Origin of the sequence: Chelatococcus sp. HY11 (assembly GCF_018398335.1) — a bacterium.
In the GTDB taxonomy this organism is placed as follows: Bacteria; Pseudomonadota; Alphaproteobacteria; order Rhizobiales; family Beijerinckiaceae; genus Chelatococcus.
Window position 1 is genome coordinate 3,643,204 of record NZ_JAHBRX010000001.1, and the last position, 22,764, is coordinate 3,665,967.

At 63.3% G+C, this 22,764-nt stretch carries 16 protein-coding genes; 10 read left to right on the forward strand and 6 right to left on the reverse strand.

Annotated features, from left to right (window positions below; translation table 11 throughout):
* Positions 1 to 46: 46 nt before the first annotated feature.
* From KIO74_RS16635 to KIO74_RS16650, 4 genes are all read right to left on the reverse strand, one after another.
* Positions 47 to 1,807, reverse strand: coding sequence for a type I secretion system permease/ATPase (locus KIO74_RS16635; protein ID WP_249730876.1), 1,761 nt, complete (start codon positions 1,805 to 1,807; stop codon positions 47 to 49).
* Between the two features lie 971 nt (positions 1,808 to 2,778).
* Positions 2,779 to 3,078: a hypothetical protein gene (locus KIO74_RS16640; RefSeq protein ID WP_213332912.1), complete on the reverse strand. Its 300-nt coding sequence runs from the start codon at positions 3,076 to 3,078 to the stop codon at positions 2,779 to 2,781.
* A gap of 758 nt (positions 3,079 to 3,836) precedes the next feature.
* Positions 3,837 to 5,420, reverse strand: a complete 1,584-nt coding sequence (locus KIO74_RS16645; protein ID WP_213332913.1) for a hypothetical protein — start codon at positions 5,418 to 5,420, stop codon at positions 3,837 to 3,839.
* A gap of 33 nt (positions 5,421 to 5,453) precedes the next feature.
* Positions 5,454 to 5,759, reverse strand: coding sequence for a helix-turn-helix domain-containing protein (locus KIO74_RS16650; RefSeq protein ID WP_213335629.1), 306 nt, complete (start codon positions 5,757 to 5,759; stop codon positions 5,454 to 5,456).
* A gap of 322 nt (positions 5,760 to 6,081) precedes the next feature.
* Here KIO74_RS16650 and KIO74_RS16655 point away from each other — a divergent pair, with 322 nt between their 5' ends.
* Together KIO74_RS16655 and KIO74_RS16660 are read left to right on the forward strand one after the other, a co-directional pair.
* A complete protein-coding gene (locus KIO74_RS16655) occupies positions 6,082 to 9,564 on the forward strand; it encodes a DUF4214 domain-containing protein (RefSeq protein ID WP_213332914.1) in 3,483 nt (1,160 codons plus the stop codon).
* Positions 9,565 to 9,714: 150 nt separating this feature from the next.
* Positions 9,715 to 10,131, forward strand: coding sequence for a helix-turn-helix domain-containing protein (locus KIO74_RS16660; RefSeq protein ID WP_213332915.1), 417 nt, complete (start codon positions 9,715 to 9,717; stop codon positions 10,129 to 10,131).
* 65 nt (positions 10,132 to 10,196) lie between these two features.
* On the opposite strand, the gene KIO74_RS16665 is transcribed toward KIO74_RS16660, so the two are convergent.
* Positions 10,197 to 11,084, reverse strand: a complete 888-nt coding sequence (locus tag KIO74_RS16665; protein ID WP_213332916.1) for a LysR family transcriptional regulator — start codon at positions 11,082 to 11,084, stop codon at positions 10,197 to 10,199.
* Positions 11,085 to 11,260: 176 nt separating this feature from the next.
* Here KIO74_RS16665 and KIO74_RS16670 point away from each other — a divergent pair, with 176 nt between their 5' ends.
* The 8 genes from KIO74_RS16670 to KIO74_RS16705 are packed head-to-tail and all read left to right on the forward strand — an operon-like array spanning position 11,261 to position 21,586.
* A complete protein-coding gene (locus KIO74_RS16670; RefSeq protein ID WP_213332917.1) occupies positions 11,261 to 12,820 on the forward strand; it encodes an ABC transporter substrate-binding protein in 1,560 nt (519 codons plus the stop codon).
* Positions 12,821 to 12,835: 15 nt separating this feature from the next.
* Positions 12,836 to 13,783 (forward strand): ABC transporter permease, encoded by a 948-nt coding sequence (locus KIO74_RS16675; protein ID WP_213332918.1) that lies wholly within the window; start codon positions 12,836 to 12,838, stop codon positions 13,781 to 13,783.
* Positions 13,780 to 14,664, forward strand: coding sequence for an ABC transporter permease (locus KIO74_RS16680; protein WP_213332919.1), 885 nt, complete (start codon positions 13,780 to 13,782; stop codon positions 14,662 to 14,664). Before KIO74_RS16675 ends, KIO74_RS16680 begins: the two co-directional genes overlap by 4 nt.
* Positions 14,661 to 15,632, forward strand: coding sequence for an ABC transporter ATP-binding protein (locus tag KIO74_RS16685; protein ID WP_213332920.1), 972 nt, complete (start codon positions 14,661 to 14,663; stop codon positions 15,630 to 15,632). Before KIO74_RS16680 ends, KIO74_RS16685 begins: the two co-directional genes overlap by 4 nt.
* Positions 15,629 to 16,537 carry an ABC transporter ATP-binding protein gene (locus KIO74_RS16690; protein WP_213332921.1) on the forward strand — a complete coding sequence of 303 codons (909 nt, stop codon included), beginning with the start codon at positions 15,629 to 15,631 and terminating at the stop codon, positions 16,535 to 16,537. The genes KIO74_RS16685 and KIO74_RS16690 overlap by 4 nt, the downstream gene beginning before the upstream one ends.
* A 32-nt stretch (positions 16,538 to 16,569) precedes the next feature.
* Positions 16,570 to 18,651, forward strand: coding sequence for a hydantoinase/oxoprolinase family protein (locus KIO74_RS16695; protein ID WP_213332922.1), 2,082 nt, complete (start codon positions 16,570 to 16,572; stop codon positions 18,649 to 18,651).
* Positions 18,648 to 20,423: a hydantoinase B/oxoprolinase family protein gene (locus KIO74_RS16700; protein WP_213332923.1), complete on the forward strand. Its 1,776-nt coding sequence runs from the start codon at positions 18,648 to 18,650 to the stop codon at positions 20,421 to 20,423. The genes KIO74_RS16695 and KIO74_RS16700 overlap by 4 nt, the downstream gene beginning before the upstream one ends.
* Positions 20,423 to 21,586, forward strand: a complete 1,164-nt coding sequence (locus tag KIO74_RS16705) for an alanine racemase (RefSeq protein WP_249731347.1) — start codon at positions 20,423 to 20,425, stop codon at positions 21,584 to 21,586. Before KIO74_RS16700 ends, KIO74_RS16705 begins: the two co-directional genes overlap by 1 nt.
* A 24-nt stretch (positions 21,587 to 21,610) precedes the next feature.
* On the opposite strand, the gene dapD is transcribed toward KIO74_RS16705, so the two are convergent.
* Positions 21,611 to 22,462 (reverse strand): 2,3,4,5-tetrahydropyridine-2,6-dicarboxylate N-succinyltransferase, encoded by an 852-nt coding sequence (gene dapD, locus KIO74_RS16710; RefSeq protein ID WP_213332925.1) that lies wholly within the window; start codon positions 22,460 to 22,462, stop codon positions 21,611 to 21,613.
* Positions 22,463 to 22,764: the final 302 nt, after the last annotated feature.

A 22,764-nucleotide genomic window follows, 5' to 3' on the forward strand; every position in this document is an offset into this window, starting at 1 on the left:
TCGTCTCAGCAGACCTTGGCCAGGCCTTGGCTCAGCAGGCCTTGGCTCAACCTGGCGCGGCCGCCGCGGCGATGCCGGGCTGGCCCGGGGTGGCCGTCACCGATCCCGCCGTCACCGATCCCGCCCCCTGGCCAGCGCCCTGCGGCCCGACGATGCGCGGCCCGAGCACCTTGGCCAGCACCTCGTCGCGCGGCCCGAAGGCCTGCACGCCACCTTCCGCCAGCACCAGGATGGAATCGCACAAGGCCAGTGAATTGGTCTTGTGGCTGATCAGGATGACCGTGCGTCCGGCCGCCTTCAGCTGGCGGATCGCCGTCATCAGCGCCTGTTCGCCGGCCGCGTCCAGGCTCGCGTTCGGCTCGTCCAGCACCAGGATCGGCGGCGACCCGTAAAGCGCCCGCGCCAGGCCGACCCGCTGGCGCTGGCCGCCCGACAGCGCCTGCCCGCCTTCGCCGATCTGCGTGTTGTAGCCGTCCGGCAGCCGCTGGATCATCTCATGCACGCCCGCCAGCTGCGCCGCCCCCACGATCCCCGCCTCGTCCATGTCGCCGAAGCGCGCGATGTTCTCGGCGATCGAGCCGGAAAACAGCTCGACGTCCTGTGGCAGATAGCCGAGGAAACGCCCGAGCTGTTCGGGATCCCAATGGCTCAGGTCCGACCCGTCGAGCCGCACGCAGCCCGCCGCCGCCGGCCACACCCCGACAAGCGCTCGCGCCAGGCTCGACTTGCCCGCAGCGCTCGGCCCGATCACACCCAGCACCGTGCCGGCATTGACCGCGAAGGAGATGCCCTTCAGCACCGGCATGTCCCGCGTCGGCACCCGCACGATCAGGTTTTCGACCGAGATGTCGCCCTTCGGGTCGGGCAGGCGCATGCGCGCCCCCGGCGCCGGCAGCGCCCGCAAAAGGCCCTGCACGCGCTCATAGGCCGAGCGCATGTTGATCAGCGACTTCCAGTTGCTGATCGCCATCTCGATCGGCTGCACGCAGCGCCCCACGATGATCGACGCCGCGATCATCATGCCCGGCGAGATCTCCCGCTTGATCGCCAGATAGGCCCCGACCCCCAGGATCAGGCTCTGCATGAAGGCGCGGTTGAACTTGATGCCGGCCATCAGCCCGCCGGCGCGGTCCGAGGCCTGCGCCTGGTGGCCGAGCGCGTCGTAGTGGTGCTTCACCCACTTCTCGCGCAGCCGCCCCACCATCCCCATCGCCTGCAGCACCTCCGCGTTGCGGAAGGTGGTCAGCGCCTGGTTCTGCGCCGTGATGTTGGCCTTCGTCGCCTGGTCCAGCACCGGCCGTGTCGCCCGGTCGTTGGCGAAGGCCAGCGCCGCCGAGATCAGGGCCGTGATGATCGCCAGGACCCCGTACCAGGGATGCAGCAGCGTCGCCGCGATGATGTAGATCGGCACCCACGGCACGTCGCAGAAGGTGATCAGCCCCTGGCCCGTGAAAAACTCCCGGATGCTGTCGACGTCGCGCAGGGCCTGGACATGGCCAGGCCCGGGCTGGCGCAGCGAGGCGCGCTGCACCGCGTTGAACGCATCCGCGTTCACCTCCTCGTCAAACCGCACCCCGGCCCGCACCAGAAGCCGCGTCCGCAGGCTCTCCAGCGACGCCGAGACAAGATACAAAATCGCGATCAGGATCGTCAGAACAACTAGCGTCGTCAGGTTCCGGCTCGACAGGACGCGGTCATAGACCTGCATCATGTACAACGAACCCGTCAGTCCCAGAAGATTGATGAAAAACGAAAAAATGATCGCCGTCACAAAGGCCGGACGCGTCGCGCGGATCGCCGCGTTCAAGGCCGTCGGCGCCTTCTTCCCCCCAACCATCATCCCCGCCTGTGACATCAATCTACGCTCCAATCCCAGGAGCTGCACTTTCCGGCGCAGCTTTATACCGCGTGAGATCACCCGCGTTATTCAAACGCCTCGCCCCCTCGCGGTGCCCCTCGGTCAATAGGAAAGCGCAACGACTCCATGCACCAGCAAGGCATTGCCATCTGGCGCGGAAGTCGCTGGCTGGCCAATTCACATCCCGCATGACGCTTGTGTAAAATTCCTGCCTCTACCGAAGATGTGCCGAGATTCTACAGCTTCAAAACGATATCCTTATTCTTGGCCAGTTCCAGCTTTCTAAGAAGTTCCACGATCGGGCAGGTGCGGTACAGGGACCCCGGAAGACCGCCATCGCGCAGGAAGAGATGCGTCCAAATGCAGCATTCACCCTTTGATAGACTGACGACTCCACCTTCGATGGTCACTGATATAGAACATTTTTTGCAGGGTACTGTCTCAACGACGCCATCAAGTGTGGCAATGTCGGATGATCTGCCCATTTGCCTAGCTTCGGATGTCGGAGATGCAGATAGCGCGACCACCATGGCGCGCGCATGACGGACCTTCATTCACACGAGCTTCTGCCAGGCAATTCATTGCGCCAGCCTTGCATGCAAGGGTGTATTATTTTTACATACCATTGGCAAGTGTCGACTATTCGTTTGCCGGCAAGATGCTGTAGCTTATGCCGTGGTGGACAGGGGCAAGGTGTCACGTGATCTGTCGAGGGGAACCAAGCCGGGAAGCTTGGCATCGGGAGGAGCGCTGGCAAGCTTTAAAAAAGCAACCGGATGCAGGAGAATGCGGGCCGCTGGCCAACCGGTTCTATCGGGAAGCGCAACCCATAAAACTTCGCTGAAGAAAGGCGTATTGCGCCAAGGGGCGGCCGCGCATCTGTGGGGCCGCCGGCTTGAGCGCGACGCAAATGGAGCGATCTACGCCCGAGCGTTGATGCCGTTCTCTTCAAGTGCATTTTTCAAGAGAGGGCGAAGGCGGGGACCGCTGCTTGCGGCCCGCAACGGAGATGACGCAACGAGTGCGACGCCATCAATCCAGGCGATATGGACAATAGTCTCAGCGTATTCCGCATCGATAACGGCAACCCATTCGCTTCCATCTTCACTGACTGAGGAAGATATCTCGAATCGAGGTCCGACTTTATTCAACACCTTTTCAAGCCAAAGTAGATCCGTAAGATCCTGCTTGCCCGCAGACTTCAAGTGAAGATAGTTCATACTCCCCTCAATCATGAATCTACGCGACGCATACCGAATTTTCCAAGTTTACGCGCGATACCAAGATCTTGGCATCGGCAGCTGGCGTGATGCATCCCACTATTCGGAAAATTCCGACTTTACATAATGCGTTACGTTCAGGTGGAATTTCAGGCGCCCTATCTGTGATGAGCAGGGATAGAGATGGTATTACCTATTTATCTCAGAATTCTAATGGCAACCATTTGGACCAACGAGGCGCGGCTTGCGCGGTGAAGCTGTAAGGTCCTCTCAGAATGCTGGACGTAACGAGAAAAAGCCTCGATTCGCGATGGCATAATTGGTTGTTAACGGATTGCACTCCCCGATCGTGGCGGGTGCGATTGCACTTGGCTTGCGACACGTCCCCGAATCACTGCGATGCTTCCAAAAACGTCACCTCCGTCGCCGACACTTTCGTCAGCAGGCACCGGGATGCTGACGGTTTGGGAGCAGCAACAATTAGCCCAGCCGGGCAAAATGGTGCGGAGCGCCGCATGATTGAGCCTTCAGTCCAACTTCGCTAAACCCGCTGATCTCACGTAAATGTTTCATATCCATGTCGGCGTAAGCTTGGGCTGTGCCTTTGCTGGCAGTATTTCATTTTCTTCGCTTCCTCTCCGCCCTCTTCTGGCAGCTCCGGTTAAGGTGAAACGAAATTATGAGACAGATCTTTCGATGGCGCCGATGTCGAGCCTTGAATTGGACCAAAGAAGAAAAACGAAGAGCAGCGGGATCGCTTAAGAGGCGAGCCAGAGCTCTGTGCTCAGGAAGCCGATCAACGTGATGTGAGACCCATCTTCTGCCGCCAGAGTCGTAAGAACAAAGGTCTTTCCTGTGCCTGAGGAATCGTTGAGATCGGAAGTGGAGTATACGACATCGCCCCCGCCCTGGCCGAATGCGCCTTTTCCGTCCGCGTCCCGGATATGAATGTTGCGATTGTTGTCCATGAAGTTTTCGACCAGGCTGATCGCACGTGCGTTGGAAACGACAGGATCGGCTGGCGGATTGTGCTGGCCAGACGTGGGAGGTTGCGGAAGCAAGGTCGGGGGCGGCGACGGATCGTTAATCGGGAGGGAATCGGCCATCCGGTCCGGTACCGATGGAGAAGGATCCTGAGGGAGCGTGGGCGATGCGATGGGAAAGCGGATTTTTGCTTCGGACGTATCGTTATCGAGGCTCGCAGCACCCAAACGCGCGGTGCTCGTTACCCATCCGTCCCCGTCAAAGTCCGAGGTGCGATCATCCGCAACCGAATACTCTGGCAAATGGTCGTTCGCGACGAACAGGCTGGCAAACTGCACTCTCGGCTCGGCTTCGGGTGCGCCGTTACTTCCACGTCCACCGGCGAGCATCTGATCGATCGCCTGCTTTATCGCGTCGCTGATATCTTCGGTACTGGCGTGAGCCTCAGCTACAGAATCAGCCGTTGCCGCCAAGCTCGCCTCGCCAGCCGCCAAGACCTTGTTGACCAGCTTGCCAACATTGGCCGTAGCCACCATTAACGCCCTGTCGTCAACGCTCCCGGCGTCATCGGCTGCTTCAAGCGCACCAGAAGACGTCGCATGCGGGGGAACGACGTGCCGCGCTCTGCCGTCCGGACTGGCATCTATGTCCGCCATGCCTGTCCCCGTGCCCGGGGCGACATGGGACGGGTCTGCCATCGCAATGTCCATGGCTATCGATGATGGATCATGGGCATCCGTGGATTCGACCGCATGCGGGGAAGGGTTCGATCCGTCGACGACCCCACGCTGGTGGATGGCAGCGGCGAGCGCGGCCAGAAGCACTGCCGCCGCAGGGAAGGAACCCTGATCCTTCAATCGCGAGGCAGCCGTCGCAACCCAGGCGTGCTTGCTGGTGGCAGGGATCGGAACGCCGGTACTGTAGGAATTATTGAGATTCTCGCTAAGGTTGTTGACAAACAGCGGCGCGACGACGCTTGGCAGCAGCGCGGCCGGATGCGCAATGACATTGGATGTCTGGTCTGGAGGCTGCGCGACTGGCAGGCGAGATACATGCCGCGTCAGGAAGCTCTCAACGACTTTTCCAAGGGCCCGATCCTGCAGGGCCTCGCCAAAGCCACTCGCGATGACAAAGACCCCGTCGATATAGGCGATATGAATAATCGGATCTTCTGTGTCGACGCTTGTGAAGATGAACCACGGGTCTCCTTCATCCGAGCACCCATGCTCCGACTCGATATTGAGACCGCAGCGCCGCAGCGCGGCTTCGAGGCGCGCAAGGTCGGCCAAGTCCTGGGGAGTCCAGTCCTTGGATTTGCGCCTGAAGAAGTAAAGATTCGTTATGAGATTGCTTGCCATGGCCAGCCCAGCCAAGCGCGGGTCGGTAGGCGGCTAAGCGCCTTCGCCCTCGAAGAGGATATCATAGGTGACGGGGTCGTAGAACTTGAGCATGGTCTGCACAAAAAGCTTCAAGTCTATCTTGAGCGCTTTCGACCAAGCGCGGTACCGGTCAGGAGGGATACGACCACGACCGAGCTCAAGCTGGGATATGAAAGTATAATACTGTGTGCCGACGAGGGCCGCCAGCTCACGCTGGGATAGGCCTACGGCCTCACGTCGCTCCTTGAGCCACCGTCCGGCGTCGCGTCTGAGCGACTGAACGTCCGAATCATCTAGTCTTTGTGGGTTTCCATACATCACGCGCCTCGACATGCGACGTTTCCAGCCTTCGGCAAAGGTACTGCACTTGCCCCCGGGGTGCAATATTTGCTGTACGCCGATCGTAGTGATTTTTCTTATAATTCCGGACGAAGTGTTGCATTCTTGCGGTTAACAATATCTATCATATTGATTTAAATGGCATTTTATATTTCTAGAAGCGGCCTTCCTGGAGCATGGGGATATAAAAAACGCTTACTATGCGCTTGTAAGGGTATGAAGAACGCTGTATACCCCCGGCTACGGCAGATGCCTCGGCTTGCAGCCTGGCCTGCCCCTTGTGTCTCGAGAGGATCCGTCCATGGCTCTTGATCCCGCAGTCGTTGCTGCAAACTACAAAGCAATCCTTCGCGTTACGCCGACCCAATCCCAAGTGAATGCCCTTGCCGGTACTTACGATACTGTGCAGGAGCTTCAGGATATTCTGATCACCGCCGCTCGCGGCAGCGTTAACCCTGTCGTCCAGCTTTACCAGGCTGTCTTCGGTCGCGTGCCGGACAGCGCCGGTCTTGACTTCTGGGTCCAGAGCTACACGCAGGCCAATGTCGGCGGTAAGCTGACGCTCGGCAATCTGTCGACTGCTTTCGCGGTCAGCCAGGAGTTCCAGGACCAGTACGACTCGCTTCCCGACGCAGCTGTCGTCGCGAAGATGTATGTCAACGTGCTCGGCCGCGAGGGTGAGCCGGCTGGCGTTCAGTTCTGGACCGCGGCTCTCGGCCAGTGGACCCAGGAAGTCGGCCGTGAGGAAGCTCTCGCCCGCCTCGTCCTGTCGTTCTCGCAGTCGCCGGAGTTCACCTCCGCGTCGCAGGAATACATCGCCGGCTTCCTCGAAGCCGCCGCCGATGGCCAGCCTGTTTACACCGGCACGCTGTTCAACCCGGACTTCCTGCCGCCTGAGCCGCAGCCTGAGCCGGAAGTCATCGCGCTGACCTCGGGCGTCGACATCCTCAACATCCATGACGGCGACGTCGTTCGTGGTGGCACGGGCACGCTGACCGCCGGCGACATCATCACCGGCCATTCCGGCACGGTCGAGCTCGAGTTCACGTCGGGTGGCTATGATGGCCAGACGATCACGAATGTCGATCTCATCAAGGTTGGCACCAGCGATGCCGCCGGCACGGGCCCCGTCACGGTCGACACCCGCCGCTGGACCGACATCGACGCGATCGCGCTTGACACGCTGCGTGTCGACACCGCGCTCAACAACCTGCAGAGCTCGGACACCGTCTACAGCATCGACGACGATGTCACCTCGAATGGCACGCTGACCACCACGCTCGACTTCGACAAGCAGGCTGTCGGCGCCGACAAGACGGTGAAGCTCGGCCTCAAGGAAGTCACCGGCAACGTCAAGCTGACGGCTGACGTCGGCGCCGTGATCGGCACGGTCGCCCTCACGATCAACGACACCGCCGGCTTCGAGTCCAACCTGGCCTCGCTGCACAGCCAGGGCACCACCAAGCTGACCATCGACGGTGGCACGGCTGGCCTCAACTTCGGCATCAAGGGCGCTCTCGACGCTGGCCTCACCAGCATCGACGCTTCGGCTGCCAAGTCGAACCTGTCGCTGAACATCTCCGACTCGACCACTGACATCAATGTCAAGCTCGGCTCGGGCAACGACAAGCTGTACACCGGCGACACGCTCTCCAACGGCGACGTGTTCGATGGCAACGGCGGCAACGACACGCTCTATGCGACCTTCACCACGGGTGGCACGCGCGCGCCGACGAGCACCGAGATCGAGACCTTCGACCTCACCTTCAAGGCCAATGCGACCCTGAACTTCGCCAAGGTCGATGACGTCAAGACCGTGAACGTCAACGAGAGCGACAACCGCATCTCGCTGATCAACATGGACTCGACCGTCGCGAACCTGAACGTGTTCGGCACGCAGGCCGATGCCTACCACAACATCGAGTACGCTCCCGGTGTCTCCGACAGCAACCTGAAGGTCACCTGGACCAACAACAAGGCCAATGACGAGGCGGGTGCTCTCGGCGTGAAGCGCGCTGGCGAGTTCCACTTCGAGTCGAAGGGCCAGTTCGACACCTACTTCACCAACAAGGGTCCGGATCTCTCCGGCGATGCCTGGCAGTTCGATATCTCGGATGCCTCGCACCCGGTGACCCGCGTTCTCGAAGTGGTGAACAGCGGCAAGGGCGATCTCGTTCTTGGCAACAAGGGTGCTTACCCGTCGTTCAATTATAGCGGCGACTACTACTACTATATGGGCGGCTTCAACGATATCGGCGGCACCAATGCGGTCACCGACATGTCCTTCCAGACCAAGGACACCGGCGACATCCTGCTGCGCGATATCCGCAACGTCGACGCGCTGGAGCGTTTCGACGCCCATGCGACGGCGAGCGGCGACATCTTCATCAACTCGGTCGGCCTCGGCCTTGCTCTGGGCTTCAACAACCCGGCGCCGTTCGACGCAGCCCGTTACCTCGATGAAGTCCACCTGTCGTCGGCGCAGGGCTCCACCACCAATGTCAATATCATCAACGCCCTTGGTGATCTGACGAGCCCGGTTCTCTCGAACGGCGCCACGATCTCCGAGATCACCCTGGACGCCCAGAACGACTCCGAGACCAACCTCTGGTACCTCGGTGCCGGCGATGTCGAGAAGACCACGATCACGGTCGCCAACGGCGCCTCGGTCGGCGTCAACACCTGGATCCTCGCCAACAACATCTCGCAGGGCTCCAGCCTCGGCACGCTGACCGCGTCCGGCGCCGGCGTCCTCGAGGAAGGCGATTTCCAGAGCAGCTACCAAGGCGGCGGTGGTCACTGGTTCACGTTTGCCAACCAGGCGATCAAGACCCAGAACTACTCCGGCCTGACCTATGACACCGTCCATGTCGACTTCGAGAACGACACGGTAGGCGTGAACTTTACCGGCACGAATAATGATCTCACCGAGTACAGCCAGAACGTAGACAAGAGCTTTGTGAGCTACGGCGATGTCGGCAATAACGGTGGTCAGAACAATTTCTACAACCTGAACAACGAGAATCAGTCTGGCTTCGGTGCTAACGACGGCTTCGTAGGCAAGGTGACCGGTGACTGGATCAAGGCTGGTGACGGCAACGACGTCATCAAGGCTCTTGGCGGTAACGACTTCATCTACGGCGGCATCGGCAAGAACACCATCGATGCCGGCACGGGTAACGACGTCGTGGTGACCGCCACGAAGGGCTCGAACACCATCACGCTCGGCGGGGGTGACGACTATGTCATCTTCAACAATGCCGGTCAGTCGAATGTCGGTGGCAAGACGGTGTCCAATAACATCGTTACCGACTTCAACTACGACGGTAACGACAAGATCGTCATCGACATCAGCGGCATCAACAGCCAGCTGTCCGGCGGTGGTGAGCTCGTCAACACCCGTGGCTTCGACATCGTGGCGGCAAATGAGTCCTACCTCCAGGCCGACTTCCTGACGCTGGACAATGTGCTCAGCAACCTCGGCAGCCTCGTGTCCACGCCTTCCTTCATCGATGTGACCGGCACCTTCGCCAATCACAACGCGGTTGCGTCGGCTCTGAACATCGGCAGCATGCAGGCGATCATCGCCGGTACGGGTGCGGATGTGAATGATGCCTTCCTGATCGGCTGGCGCGACACGGATGGTGACTTCCACGTCTCCTTGGCCAAGATTGCCACTGAGTCGGCAGGCCCCGTTCAGGCCTTCAACTTCAACATCGTTGATGTTGTCGAACTGACCGGCGTCTCGGGCATCTCCCAGGACGACCTGCTCTTCACGGCGTAATTTCCAGCCAAGTCGTCCAAGGACCCTTGGATGACCGCTTTTCGGGACCCGGTGCACGCGCCGGGTCCTATTTTTCATTACCATGCATGCCGACTTTCCGATCTGAGGCCGCATCGGTCGCCGCTGGCGACCCCCGCACCGGAGGAAGTCATGAAAGCGCAGCCGATCACGCTGTCTGAAGCCGCCCGCCTGGAACTCGAAGACTGGATGCAGACCGCCACGCCTGACGAGCAGGTGAGGGCGCAGTGCATTCTCCTCGCGGCCGACGGCGCCCGTAACAATGCCATCAGCGAAGCCGTCAATCTCTCCCAGCAGGCCGTTGGGAAGTGGCGCAAGCGCTATGCGGACATGGGACTTGAGGGGATAAAGGAACCTCGCCGCGGCCGCCCGCCGAAGTTCGACGCGGACACGGTGGAGCAGGTTGTCAATTTACGCTTCGCGCATCGCGGCCCCGACGAGCCCGCGACGAGCTGGTCCATCCGGAAGCTGGCGCGCAACTCCGGCATGTCCTTCCGGACAGTGCAGAAGATCGTCAAGGCGGCCGCCCCTCAGCGCCCGAATTCGTGACCTTATCCGAAATGACGGCCAAGGTTCCGGTTGCGCCGCTGCGCTACACGCCTGATGACGCGCGACTATCGACGTGTGGCGATCTGCCGGGCCATGTCGGCCAGATAGGCATATTCACCCGCCGTCTCCGATTCCCACCACATGGCACAGAGGTGATGGCCCGCAACGGGCGGGTCCGCCTCCAGTACCCTGAGATCCAGCCCTTCTCCTGAGAAGCCGAGAATCTCGCGCGGCAGCAGCGCCGCGCCCGTGCCGGCGTTTGCCAGCCGCGCGATCACCGTGAGCGGATTGCATGTGTTGAGCCTCAAGGGCTTCAGGCCACGGGTGCCGAACCACATCTGAATGGTCGTGAACAGGCCGGAAGGCGGGCTGTTGGTGAAGATGGGGAGGCCGACGAGCTTCTCAGGCGTGGCCACGCCGCCGTCGAAAGGGAGGTTGCGCCCGATAACCCAGACAAGATCGATCTGCCACAGCGGCGTAATCACGATCTTCTCGTGGGCGCGCGGCTGCGACAGGAAGGCGATGTCGATGGCCCGGTCGAGCAGCAACTGCTCCAGCCGGGTGCTGAAATCGACCGTGACGTCCACCTGCAGGCTTGGGTGCCTGGCGGCAAGTGCGGCCAGGAGATCCGGCAGGATGCGCGCGGCGAAGGAATCGGCCGCGCCGATGCGCAGGAGCCCGTGGCCCGGCATGTCCTCACGCGAGCGGCGCTGCACCAGCTCGGCGTGGGCGAGCATGCGCTCCACGTCGCCGTAGATGCTCGCGCCGAGCGAAGTCGGCACTGGGCGATACAGGGAGCGGTCAAAAAGGTCGCCGCCAAGTATGCGCTCGAGCTCCTTCACGCGCAGGCTGACCGTCGGCTGGGAGAGGTTGAGATGCGCGGCCGCAGCCCGGAAACCGCCGAGACGGGCGACCCAGTAGAAGGCTTCGGCCTGACCGAAGGTGTAGCGCATGGGAGTGGCGGCGATCCGTTGCGCCGAGCTCTCTCGGCATGCGAGATGATAGCAAAAATCAATCAAGTGACCAAGGCTTCTTATTTTAATTCAATGGTGCCTCGGTGCTACGCTTGCCTGATCCGCCGCGCCTTCGGGCCCCGCGCGGCCAACGTTCAAAAATGAGGGGGACTTCGATGGATCGTTTTCAGACAGACCGTCGCCGCTTGCTCGCCGGTGGTGCGGCTGGCGCTTTGGCATCCTTCCTTCCGGCCAGTCTGCTCCATGCGCAGCCCAACGAGGGCAAGACGCTGACGATCGTGCTGCCGAGCAATCCGATCACCATGGATCCGATCAACCAGCTCAATCATGACGCGATGGTTCTCGGCCAGACCGTGTTCGAGAACCTCGTCGAATATGACGTCGATGGGGTTTTGAAGCCGCAGCTCGCGAAGGCCCTGCCGACGATTTCCGCGGACAAGAAGACCTATGTCTTTGAACTGCGCGATGACGTCATGTTCCAGAACGGCAAGAAGATGACCGCCGAGGACGTGAAATACAGCTTCGACTATCTGCTCGATCCCGAGAACAAGGCGGCGCGGCGCTCCCTCTTCACGCGTATCGCAAAGGTGACCGCGCTTGCGCCGGACAAGGTGCAGTTCGATCTCAGCGAGCCGTATGGACCTTGGCTCTACTTCCTGACGAAGTATATGGGCATCTTCCCGGCCGGGTCGCGCAAGGAACATGGCGACGACTACTTCAAATCCAGGCCCGCGGGCGTCGGGACGGGGTTCGGCATCTTCGAGGAGTGGAAGCCGAACGACTACATCAGCTTCAAGAAAAACCCGAATTACTGGCGCAAGGGCTTGCCACATTGGGACAGGCTCGTCGTCAAGATGATCCCGGAGGACGCGACGCGTGTCGCCTACCTGCTCACGGGGCAGGTGGATATCATCAGCGCGCCACCGCCACGGGAGTTCAACAAACTCAAGGACATGCCGGGCGTCACGGGCGCCTCGCGACCCACGCTGGGCGGTGCCCTCCTGATGTTCACGAACAACCTCAAGCCCCCGCTGGACGATGTGAATTTCCGCAAGGCGATCTCAGCGGCTCTGGATCGCAAGGTCATCGGCGACAAGGTCTACTATGGGCTCCTTGATCCGACCTCCGTGCCGGCGCCGCCGCGCGGCTGGTGGTACAACGCGGAAGCGGACAAGGAACTCGGCTTCAACCTCGACCGCGCCAAGGAATTCCTCGCGAAGTCAAAGTATCCGACCGGCGCCGAGGTCGACCTCAGCATCCAGGCCGAGCCTTACCTGCTCGACACGAAGGATGCGGCGATCTTCGTGCAGTCGCAGCTCGCCAAGATCGGCATCAAGGTCAACCTCAAGGTCTATGAATTCTCGGTGCTCATCCAGCAGATCGCGCGTGGTGAACATCAGATGGCGCTGCAGGTCTTCATGTCGCCGGGCGAGGCGAGCTATATCGTGCAGGTGACCCTGACGCCCGGGCAAGTGCTGTCGAAGAGCACAGGCTACGACAATCCGGAGCTGACCGGCTTGCTGTCGGCGGCATTCGCCGAGACCGATCAGGCCAAGCTGAAGGATATCTATGGGAAGATCCAGTCTATCGTCGCGCGCGACGCGCCAATCGGCGTGCTCGGCTACGTGCACGCCTCGAACCTCTGGCGCGACCGCGTGAAAGACTTCAAGGTCAACCAGGGTTTGACGATGTATGTCGGCGAGACCAAGGTATAGACGCGGTCTGGATCGATGTTTCGCCTCATCGCCGGCCGGATCGTCTCTTCCATTGGCACGTTGCTGTTCGTTGGGCTGGCGTTGTTTCTCCTGACGCGATCCGGACCGGGTTCGCCCGCCCGGGTCGTGCTGGGGACTGACGCCACGGCGCAGCAAATAGCCGAGTTCGAGCAGAGCCATGGCCTTGATAGGCCGGTCCTCGTTCAGTATGGCGACTGGCTTGCCGATGTCGTCACGCGTGGAGACTTCGGAAAATCATTCGTAACGGGGCGGGATGTGGCCGGGGAAATCATGGCGTCTCTCCCTGTGACCTTATCAATTGTTCTGTTTGCCTTCTTCATCGCAATGGTCTTCGGCCTTGCCATTGGCATCGCGGCCGCCTTGAGACCGGGGGGCGTGTTCGACAGGCTGGCGCGGCTGGGGGCCGTCGTCGGCCTGTCGATACCGGCCTTCTGGCTGGGGATCATCCTCATCCGCTTTATCGCGGTGGATCTGCGCCTGCTGCCTCCCGGTGGCTATGCGCCGCCCTCGGCAGGTCTCGTGGCGCACCTCAAGACCATCCTGATGCCCGCCGTCTCGCTGGCAGTCTATTATATCGCTGTTCTCGCGCGCATGACGCAGGCGAGCCTGCAGGAGGCGCTGCGGGGAGACTATGTGCGCACGGCGCGCGCCATGGGCCTGCCATCCTGGAAGGTCGTCGCCTATGCGCTGGTCAATGCGCTGCCGCCGGTCATCAATCTGGCGGCCCTTTCCTTCGGCTACATGTTCGGCTGGGCTTTGATCATCGAACAGGTGTTCAACATCCCGGGCCTGTCGCGGGCGCTGCTGAACGCGATCTCGCAGCGGGATTTCCTGCTGCTGCAGGGCATCGTCTTTCTCTTTACGGTCATTTTCGTCATGGCGAATCTCGCGGCTGATCTCGTCAACCGTACGTTGGATCCACGCCAGAGGAGCGCGGCATGAACCGCTGGTCGGGCGCCCTGCGCAGCGTGGATTGGACCGGCTGGCTCGGCGCGGCCTTCGTGGCGCTGATGCTGGGCAGCGCGTTGCTCGCGCCCGTCATCGCTCCATTCGATCCGCTCGAAGTCAGTCTGGAAGACAGGCTCATGCCCCCGGATGCCGTGCATTGGCTCGGTACGGACCAGGCGGGCCGGGATGTGCTCAGCCGCATTATCTACGGGGCGCGCGCCTCGCTCACCGTGGGGATCGGCGCCGTCCTCATCGGTGCCCTCATCGGCGTGTCCGCCGGCCTTTTCGCGGCCTACAAGGGCGGCCTTGGCGATCAGCTCGTGATGCGCATCATCGATGGCATCGCGGCTATCCCCTTGCTCGTCTGGGCCATCGCCATCGTCGGCATCCTGGGGGTGGGGCCCTTGCATCTTGGGCCTTTCGCCTTGCCGAACGAGGCGAAGATCGTGCTGCTGGTGGGTGTCTTGTTCTCGCCCGTGTTCGGCCGCGTCACCTATGCCGTCGCGCAGCGTGTGGTGCGTGCGGATTTCGTCAAGGCGCGCCTGCTCCAGGGCGCGAGCCACAGGGCGATCGTGCTGGGCGACATTCTGCCCAATTGCCTGTCGCCGATCATCGTCCAGGCGACGCTGCTCGTCGCGATCGGCATCGTCATCGAGGCCTCCGTCAGCTTCGTGGGGCTGGGCGTGCAGCCGCCAAGCCCGAGCTGGGGCACCATGCTGTCAGATGCCCGCAGCGCCATTTACTCCGGAGAGTGGTGGCTGCCGGTGTTCCCGGGGCTCGCGATCTCGATCACGGTCGTCGGTTTCAATCTGCTGGGCGATGCGGTGCGCGATCTGTTCGATCCGCGCAGTGAAGCAAGGACACTGGTCGCATGAGTGGGAACGCTCCGTTGCTCGCCATGGAAGGCCTGCGGGTCGGCTTCCGCGCCACGGGTGGTGGCATGATCGAAGCCGTGCGCGGTGTGGACCTCACCGTGGCGCCAGGCGAGGCCGTCGGCATCGTCGGCGAGTCCGGCTCCGGCAAAAGCCTCAGCATGCTGGCCGCCATGCGCCTGCTCGGCAGCACGGCCCGCATCACCGGCGGGCGCATCATGTTCGACGGGCGGGACCTGACGGCGGCGAGCGAGGCGGAGATGCGCAGCCTGCGGGGTCGCGACATGGCGATGGTGTTCCAGGATCCGCAAAGTTCGCTCAATCCGGCGCTCACCATCGGCCGGCAGATCACGGATGTGGTCCGCGCCCATCGCGGCGTCGGCCAGACCGAAGCGCGGCGGGTGGCGGCCGACGCCCTGGAGCGGGTCGGCATCCGCGATGCGGGGAGGCGCCTCGATGCCTATCCCCACGAATTCTCGGGGGGCATGCGCCAGCGCGCGCTGATTGCCATGGCGATCGCCTGCCGTCCCCGCCTGCTGATCGCGGACGAGCCGACCACGGCGCTCGACGTGACGGTGCAGGCCCAGATCGTCGACCTGATCGCGGAACTGCGCCGGGATCTCGGTCTTGCGGTCGTCTTCATTTCCCACAACCTGCAACTCGTGGCGGAGGTCGTTGACCGCGTCGTCGTCATGTACGGCGGCAAGGTCGTCGAGGACGGGCCGGTCGAAACCATCGAGCTCGCCGCGCGCCATCCCTACACCAGGCTGCTGCGCTCCTGCGTGCCGCGGCTTGACGGGCCGGTCGGGCCGCTCGCGACCATCGAGGGCGCCCCGCCGCGTCTCGGTCGCATGCCGGCCGGGTGTCCGTTCCAGCCGCGCTGTCCGAGCAGCGAGGCCGTCTGCGCGTCGGACATGCCACCGCTGGTGGCCGATGTGGCGCATCGGCTGGCCTGCTGGAGGCCGCAATGAGCCCGGCCCTCCTCTCCCTACGGGACGTGACCAAGTCCTATCCGCGTGGCGGCCTCATCGACAGGGTCCTCAAGGGCACCAAGCCTTTCGTCGCGCTCGACAACGTATCGCTCGATATTCATCGCGGCGACGTGGTGGGCATTGTCGGCGAAAGCGGATCGGGCAAATCAACCTTGGCGAGCCTCGCGGTCGGGCTGATCGCGCCAACGGTGGGCGATATCCTGCTCGACGGCGAGAACCTCGCAGAACTGATGCGCGACCACGCCGGGCCATGGCGTCGGCGCGTACAGATGGCGTTCCAGGATTCGAGCAGCGCGCTCAATCCGCGCAAGACGGTCGAGCTGTGCCTCACCGAGACCCTGGCGCTGCGTGGAGTGGCGCGCGAAGGGCGGCGACAGGAGGCCCATGAACTGCTCGCCCTCGTCGGGCTGGGCGCCGAGCTCGCGCCACGCTTGCCGCACGAGCTGTCCGGCGGCCAACGCCAGCGCGTCGGGCTCGCCCGGGCGCTCGCCATGCGGCCGGATATCCTCTTTGCCGACGAGCCGGTGTCGGCGCTCGATGTGTCCTTGCAGGCGCAGGTCGTCAATCTCCTGGCACGCCTCACGCGGGAGCTTGGCCTGACGCTCGTGTTCATCAGCCATGATCTCGCGCTCGTCCGCACGTTATGTAGCCGACTTATCGTTATGCGCAACGGCGCCGTCGTGGAACAGGGCGCTTGTCGGGACGTATTGGACAATCCGCAGCACGATTACACCCGGCTTCTGATTGCCGCCGTGCCCAAGGGGCTCACGGGACGCCGTGTCGGGCCTCCGGCTTCAAGCGCTGGCGCGAGTATTCTCGAGCGAAAGTCGCCGGATCCAAAGAAATCTATCTTCGCCAGTCGTCGATTGGCTGAACGTATCTGAATACATATCAATGGAATGTCGAGACGACATCAATGTCCCAACATAGTTACCGGATAGGCGTCGACATCGGCGGAACATTCACCGATGTGGTTGTTGCGCGCAACGATGGCCTTGTTGAAACGCGCAAGGTGCCCTCGACACCTGACGACTACAGCCGCGGCATCGCCATGGCGATCAAGGCGCTGGTCGAGGAGTTTCAGACCACGCCCGATCGCATTACCGGCATCGTCCACGCGACGACGGTCGCGACCAATGCGATCCTGGAATACAAGGGCGCCTGCACGGGCCTGTTGACGACGGCCGGCTTCCGCGACGTGCTGGAGATGCGCCGGCTGCGCATCCCCGTGCTCTATGACCTTCAGTATGACAAGCCGAAACCGCTCGTGGCGCGGCGGCTCAGGCTTGAGGTGCGCGAGCGGCTGAGCGCCGACGGCGGCGTCAGGCTGCCGTTGTCGGAGGACGATGTCGTTGCCGCCGCGCGACACTTCCGCGAAGCCGACGCGGAGGCCGTCGCCATCAGCTTCCTGCATGCCTATGCGAATCCGGCCCATGAAATCGCGGCGGAGGCCATCCTGCGGCGCGAGCTGGGCTCGCATGTCTATATCTGCCGGGGCTCCGAGATCCTTCCCGAGATCCGCGAATACGAGCGCACCAGCACGGTGGTCGTGAATGCTTATATCGGTCCGGTGGTGCGCAACTACGCCAGCGCCCTGACCGCGCGGCTTGCCTCGATCGGCGTGACCTGCGCGGTGGACATGATGCATTCCGGCGGCGGCATCATGCGGCTGGAATCGGCGGTGCGCCGCGCCGCGTCCCTCGTGGAGTCGGGGCCGGCCGCTGGCGTGATTGCCTGCGCGCGGCTGTTCCCAGGGCACGCCGAACCCAGCATCATCAGTTTCGACATGGGAGGCACCACGGCGAAGGCTGCTTTGGTGGAGGACGGCGAGCCCGCGCGGACCACGGAATATGAGGTGGGCGCCGGCATCAATCTGTCGAGCAAGCTGGTCAAGGGGGGCGGCTATCCCATCAAGATGCCGTTCATCGATGTCTCCGAGATCGGTGCCGGCGGGGGCAGCATCATCGCCATCGATCGCATGAACCAGGTCTCCGTCGGTCCGCAGAGCGCCGGCGCCTATCCCGGTCCCGTCTGCTACGGTTTGGGCGGCACGCAGGCCACGCTGACCGATGCCTTTCTCACGCTCGGCTACATCAACAATGAGGCGCTTGCCGGCGGCACGTTTCCGCTGCAGGCGGAGGCTGGGCGCGCGGCGCTGAACGATCAGGTGGCGCGGCCGCTCGGGCTTGAACTGTCGCGCACGGCGCGCGGCGTGCTGACCCTTGCGGTCACCACCATGACGCGGGCCGTCAAGGCTGTGTCCACCTACCGTGGCCGGGATCCGCGTCAGTCGACCCTCGTCGCGTTCGGAGGCAACGGGCCGGTTGTGGCGGCGGAGGTGGCCATGGCGCTCGGTATCCGGCGTGTCATCATTCCGCGCGCGGCAGGCGTTTTCAGCGCGCTCGGGCTGCTGCGCTCCGATGTGGAGCAGGAATTCGTGCGGCCATCGCGGCATCGGCCGGGGGAGCTGGACGATGGCGGGCTCGCCGGCCTGTTCGACGAACTCGCGGCCGATGCCCGCCGCATCATGACGCTGGAGGGTTATGACCAGTCAGCCGCTACGTTCCATCGCGCGGCGGACCTACGCTATGTCGGGCAGGCCTATGAGCTCACGGTGCCGGCTGAACGGCTCTCACTGGATGAGCTGACGGAGCTGTTCCATCGCGAGCATGAGCGCACCTATGGGCATCGCTCCGCAGGTGACGCGGTGCATCTCGTCAATGCGCGCCTCACCGTGCGTTTGCCGCTCGTCGCGCCGCCCCCGCATTTCCATCCGGACAAGCCGCTGCGGCGCGCCGACCGAAGCGTCATTTTCGCCGCTGATCGTGAGCCGGCTACCGTCGCGGTCATCGGCCGGGGCGAGCTGGACGCCACGCCACGGCGCGGGCCCTTCGTGATCGAGGACTATGACAGCACCTGTATCATCGGGCCTGGGCAGGCCGCGAGCCTCGATGAGGCCGGCAACATAGCCATCATGCTCAGTGGAGAAGCGTCATGAGCCAGACTGACATGAGCGTCTCCGGGGAGGGCGTCGCCCCGGCGATCGACCCCATAACCCTAGAGGTCATCCGCAACGCACTTGCTTCCACCGCCGACGAGATGGCGCTGATCATCATGCGCAGCGCCTATTCGCCGGTCGTGCGCGACATCATGGATTATTCGACCGGCCTCTGCGACGCGAAAGGCCGGGTCATCGCGCAGGGCCTGACGCTGCCGATCCAGCTCTGTTCCTTCCCGCGCATCATGCAGTTCGTGCGGGAGCGCTTCGGCGCCTCGCTCAGCGAAGGCGATATCCTCATCGCCAACGACCCCTACGGGTCGGGCGGGCAACATCTCCCGGACGTCTATATTCTCAAGCCGATCTTCGCCGACGGCGTGCTGGCCGGCTTCGCGGCGACCGTCGCCCACCACACCGATCTTGGCGGCATCGCACCCGGGAGTGTCGCCATCTACGCGACCGAGATTCAGCAGGAAGGGTTGAGGCTGCCCCTGCTCAAGCTTTATGAAGCCGGCAAACCAAATGAGGCCGTCTTCGGCATTCTAGAGGCGAACACGCGCTCGCCGGTCGAGGTGCTGGGCGATATCCGCGCGCAGATCGCGGCCTGCAATGTGGCCGAGGAGGGGCTGAAGGCGCTTGTTGCCCGCTACGGGCAGGCCTGCCTCGACAGCTATATCGGGGCCCTGCATGACCACGCCGAGGCGATGATGCGCGAGACGATCCGCGACCTGCCGAACGGCGTCTACCGCGCCACGGACTATATCGACGGCGTGGGCGAGAACCCGGCACCCCTTGCCATCGTGGCGACCGTCACCGTCAACGACGACACCATCGACATCGACTTCGCCGGCACGGCCGGCCAGGTGGCGGCGAGCATCAACTGCCCGATCTCGCTGCCGGAATCGGCCGCCTTCAGCGCCATCCGCTGCCTGTCGCAGCGGGATATCCCCAATTGCGAGGGCTACCTCAGGCCCATCACGGTTCGCGCGCCGGAGGGCTGCCTGGTCAATCCGCGTTACCCCGCCGCCTGCGGGGCTCGCGGCGTCGTCGGCTACCGCGTCTTCGACGCGATCATGCAGGCGCTGGCGCAGGTGGTGCCGGAGCGCGCCATCGGCGGCTCCGAAGGCGGACCCTATCTCCTGGCATCGGGCGGCATGCATCAGGGGCGGCCCTTCGTGCTCAACGAGATGGTCGTCGGCACCTGGGGGGCGCGCGCCACGAAGGACGGCATCGAAGGTATTTCGAACCCGGCCGCCAACCTGTCCAACCAGCCGATCGAAATGATCGAGACGGATATGCCCATCGAGGTGCTTGATTACGGCCTGGTGCCGGATTCCGGTGGGCCGGGGGAGTTCCGGGGCGGCCTCGCCTTCGTGCGCAGCTTCAGATTTCTCACCGATGCCCGCTTCACCTTGCGCGGGGACCGGCGCGCTCACCCGCCCTATGGCGTCGAGGGCGGCGGCGCGGGTTCCTCGTCCGAGCATCTCCTGATCCGGCTGGATGGTGGCGCACATGTTCTGCCGACCATGCCGATGGAGAGCTTCACGGCTAGGGCGGGCGATGTCTTCCGCCTTACCGGCGCTGGCGGTGGCGGCTACGGCAATCCGCTCCTGCGAGAGACCTCGCGGGTTCTGGATGATATCCGCGAAGGCAAGGTGACACGCGAGGGGGCATTGCGCGACTATGGCGTCGTCGTGGACGATGATCTGAGTGTGGACCCGGCTGCAACACTGCGTCTGCGCCGGGAGCGTGGACTGGAGCGACAATCGTGATGAACACTGTCGGTGCCGCGGCGCTGAACGCGCCGAAGATCGGGATTGTGGCTGGCCGCGCACATCTTGAGACCCCGGCGGCCGTGCTCGACCTGCCGATCTTTGAGCGCAACCTTGCCACCCTGGCGGAGACATGCCGGCGGGCGGGTGTCGGCATGCGGCCCCATGCAAAGTCGCACAAGTCAGCGGAGATCGCGCGGCGGCAGCTCGCGGCAGGCGCGCTCGGCATCTGCTGCGCCAAGCCGGGAGAGCTCCTGGCCTTGTTCGAGGCGGGCATCACGGATCTGATGCTGACGGCGCCCGTTGCGAGCGCCGCCAAGATCGACGCGTTGGCGCGGGCGGCATCTGCGGGAGCGCGCCTGATGGTGGTGGCTGATCGGGTGGACCTTATCGCCGCCTATGGCGATGCAGCCCGGCGTCACGACACACGCATCGATCTCGTGGTCGATCTCGATGTCGGTCTTCTGCGCAGCGGCGTGACCGAGCCTGAGCAGGCCGTAGCCTTGGCGCGGGCCGCAGCCGACCATTCCTATCTGCGCTTTGCCGGTGTGCAGGCTTACCAGGGTCGTGTCCAACATATCGATGATTTCGACCAGCGGCGCGCGGCCAATGATGAGGTCGCCCGACGTCTGGTGCCGATGCTCGACGCGCTTGCCGTTGCCTCGCTCGCGCCCGCCATCATCTCCGGCGGTGGCACAGGCAGCCACGTGCTGGATGCCGAGCGCCGCTTGTTCACCGAGGTTCAGCCCGGTTCCTATGTCTTCATGGATGAGGCCTACAACTCGGTCGATATCGCGGGAGGCGGCGAGCTCGTCTTCGGCCCAGCCCTGCGCATCGCGGTCACCGTCATCGGCCACTCCTCGGCCGGCTTCGCTATCACGGATGGCGGCAGCAAGAGCTTTGCGTGGGATGGGCCGGCGCCGCGCGTGCTGCTCCCCGGCCCGTCAGGCGACAGGCTGGTCGGCACGATCGAATGGTGTGGCGATGAGTTCGGCCGCATTCTTCCGGCCGCCGGCTGTGCCACCCTGCCCATCGGTACGGTCGTTGAATGCACCGTTCCCCATTGCGACCCGACCATCAACATGCACGACGTCCTGCATGTGATGTCCGGCGACCGGCTGGTGGCGCAATGGGCCGTGGAAGGGCGAGGCCGCGCGGATTGAAATCCACGCAGTCCCGCGCTCAGCTCAATCCCGCAGCAGCTCGTTGATCGCGGTCTTGGAGCGGGTCTGGGCGTCGACGCGCTTGACGATGACCGCGCAGTAGAGCGAGGGGCCAGGCGTTCCGTCCGGGAGAGGCTTGCCCGGCAGGTTGCCCGGCACCACGACCGAATAGGGCGGCACACGGCCATAGAACACTTCACCGGTGGCGCGATCCACGATCTTGGTGGACGACGAGATGAAAACGCCCATCGACAGCACGGCGCCCTCGCCGACGACCACGCCCTCGACCACCTCCGAGCGGGCGCCGATGAAGCAGTTGTCCTCGATGATCACCGGGCCGGCCTGCAGCGGCTCGAGCACGCCGCCGATGCCGACGCCGCCTGAGAGATGCACGTTCTTGCCGATCTGCGCGCAGGAGCCGACGGTCGCCCAGGTGTCGACCATCGTGCCCTCATCCACATAGGCGCCGAGATTGACGAAGGAGGGCATCAGCACGACGTTCGGAGCGATATAGGCGCCACGGCGCACCGTGCAGTTGGGCACGGCACGGACACCGGCTGCCTTGAACTCACCCGCGCCCCAACCGTCGAACTTGGAGGGCACCTTGTCCCACCACACCGCCTCGCCCGGGCCGCCGGGAATGACGGCCATGTCGTTAAGGCGGAAGGAGAGGAGGACGGCTTTCTTCAGCCACTGGTTGACGCGCCAGCCCGTGGCTTCCGCCGCGTCCTTCTCGGCAATGCGCTTCTTGCCGCTGTCGAGGAGGAGGAGTGATTCATTCACCGCGTCGCGAACTTCGCCCTGTGTTGCCGCGCTGATCTCGGCACGTGCCTCCCAGGCGGTCTCGATGACGGAAGCGAGTTGTTCGGTGCTCATAAATCGACATCCTTGGCAGCAGTGGACGGCACGGGCGATATCCGGCGGGCGGCACCGGGGTGGAAGGCGTTGTCGGCATTGGCTGGGCCTGAGTCAAGGTCGAACTCGCGCGATAGGCCTGCCACGCGCTGATCGCGGGCGCATGTGAAACCCATCGTCGAAGTTCTTGCTGCGGCCTCTTTCAATTTACCGATCCGATAGCAACTTATTGACCGCATCACCCAATGGGATTTGAAGTTGCGGGGGCTGGATGCGATCAAGGCGGCGGAACCCCCGGCCACTGCCGCTGAACACCGGTTTTG

Bases quoted from the DNA above. Each gene is read 5' to 3' on its own strand.
- KIO74_RS16665 (WP_213332916.1), bottom strand. From the start codon at position 11,084: ATGCGCTACACCTTCGGTCAGGCCGAAGCCTTCTACTGGGTCGCCCGT.
- KIO74_RS16700 (WP_213332923.1), top strand. From the start codon at position 18,648: ATGAGCCAGACTGACATGAGCGTCTCCGGGGAGGGCGTCGCCCCGGCG.
- KIO74_RS16675 (WP_213332918.1), top strand. From the start codon at position 12,836: ATGTTTCGCCTCATCGCCGGCCGGATCGTCTCTTCCATTGGCACGTTG.
- KIO74_RS16685 (WP_213332920.1), top strand. From the start codon at position 14,661: ATGAGTGGGAACGCTCCGTTGCTCGCCATGGAAGGCCTGCGGGTCGGC.
- KIO74_RS16695 (WP_213332922.1), top strand. From the start codon at position 16,570: ATGTCCCAACATAGTTACCGGATAGGCGTCGACATCGGCGGAACATTC.
- KIO74_RS16680 (WP_213332919.1), top strand. From the start codon at position 13,780: ATGAACCGCTGGTCGGGCGCCCTGCGCAGCGTGGATTGGACCGGCTGG.
- KIO74_RS16640 (WP_213332912.1), bottom strand. From the start codon at position 3,078: ATGAACTATCTTCACTTGAAGTCTGCGGGCAAGCAGGATCTTACGGAT.
- KIO74_RS16655 (WP_213332914.1), top strand. From the start codon at position 6,082: ATGGCTCTTGATCCCGCAGTCGTTGCTGCAAACTACAAAGCAATCCTT.
- dapD (WP_213332925.1), bottom strand. From the start codon at position 22,462: ATGAGCACCGAACAACTCGCTTCCGTCATCGAGACCGCCTGGGAGGCA.
- KIO74_RS16690 (WP_213332921.1), top strand. From the start codon at position 15,629: ATGAGCCCGGCCCTCCTCTCCCTACGGGACGTGACCAAGTCCTATCCG.
- KIO74_RS16705 (WP_249731347.1), top strand. From the start codon at position 20,423: ATGAACACTGTCGGTGCCGCGGCGCTGAACGCGCCGAAGATCGGGATT.
- KIO74_RS16670 (WP_213332917.1), top strand. From the start codon at position 11,261: ATGGATCGTTTTCAGACAGACCGTCGCCGCTTGCTCGCCGGTGGTGCG.
- KIO74_RS16645 (WP_213332913.1), bottom strand. From the start codon at position 5,420: ATGGCAAGCAATCTCATAACGAATCTTTACTTCTTCAGGCGCAAATCC.
- KIO74_RS16660 (WP_213332915.1), top strand. From the start codon at position 9,715: ATGAAAGCGCAGCCGATCACGCTGTCTGAAGCCGCCCGCCTGGAACTC.
- KIO74_RS16650 (WP_213335629.1), bottom strand. From the start codon at position 5,759: ATGTATGGAAACCCACAAAGACTAGATGATTCGGACGTTCAGTCGCTC.